Source organism: Leucobacter sp. M11, from assembly GCF_035726885.1.
Lineage (GTDB): Bacteria > Actinomycetota > Actinomycetes > Actinomycetales > Microbacteriaceae > JAPFRB01.
In genome coordinates this window covers 324,401-325,322 of sequence record NZ_JAPFRB010000001.1, presented here as the reverse complement: position 1 = coordinate 325,322, position 922 = coordinate 324,401, and the positions used below count along the sequence as shown (strand labels likewise).

Below are 922 nucleotides of genomic sequence, written 5' to 3'. Positions count from 1 at the left end.
AGGCGGCCGAGGCGCGCATCCCCGAGGAGCGCGCGGCCATCGAGCGGAGCGACGCCGCCCGCGCCGAAACGGCCGCGCGGATCGAAGCGCTGCTCGGCGCCCGCGACACCGCCCGGGCCGAGGCCGCGAGCGCCCACACCCGGGCGCAGGAAGACGAGAGCGTCGCGGAGGCCGCGCGCGGAGACTTCCCGAGCGTCGCGGCCCGCGACGCCGCCCTGCGCGAGCTTCGGCAGGCCGTCGCCCGTGCCCGCCAGCAGGTGCTCGACCTCGGCCGGGCGGACACGGAGGCCGCGCAGGCGCTGCGCGAACGGGACGCGGCCCTCGCCGAGAGCCCCTTCGCCGACGAGGCGGCGGCCCAGGCCGCCCTGCTCACGCCCGAGGCCCGCGAGGCCCGTGAAATCCGGGTGGCCCAGCACCGCTCGGACGAGGCCCGGGTCCGGGCGATCCTCGCGGAGCCCGAGCTCGCCGACCTGCCCGAGGCCCCGGCGGACACCGAGGGCGCACGCGGGCTGCGCGAGGCCGCCCGCGCGGAGCGCGAGCGGGCCGCAACCGCCGCGGCCGAGCTCGCCCGCGTCGCCCGGGAGGCCGACGCCCGGGCCGCGGAGTACCGCGCGGCCCGCGAGTCCGCGGGGGAGCGGGCCGCGGAACTGGACCGGCTCCGCCAGCTCGCCGACGCGGTGGAGGGCAAGGAGCCCAACACCCGCAGAATGCGCTTGGAAACCTTCGTGCTCGCCGCTCGGCTGGAAGCGATCATCGCCGCGGCGAACACCCGCCTCAGCCGGATGGTGCACGGCCGCTACCGCCTGCAGCACGACGACGACCTCCAGTACCGTGGGCGGCAATCCGGGCTCGGGATCCGAGTGCTCGACGAGCACACGGGCCGGGCGCGCACCACGGACTCCCTGAGCGGGGGCGAAACCTT

Annotated in this window: 1 pseudogene; it reads left to right on the top strand. The window is 78.3% G+C overall.

Annotation, left to right across the window (positions count from 1 at the left end):
• Window positions 1-922, top strand: a pseudogene (locus OOT08_RS01600) (AAA family ATPase); the annotation flags it as partial.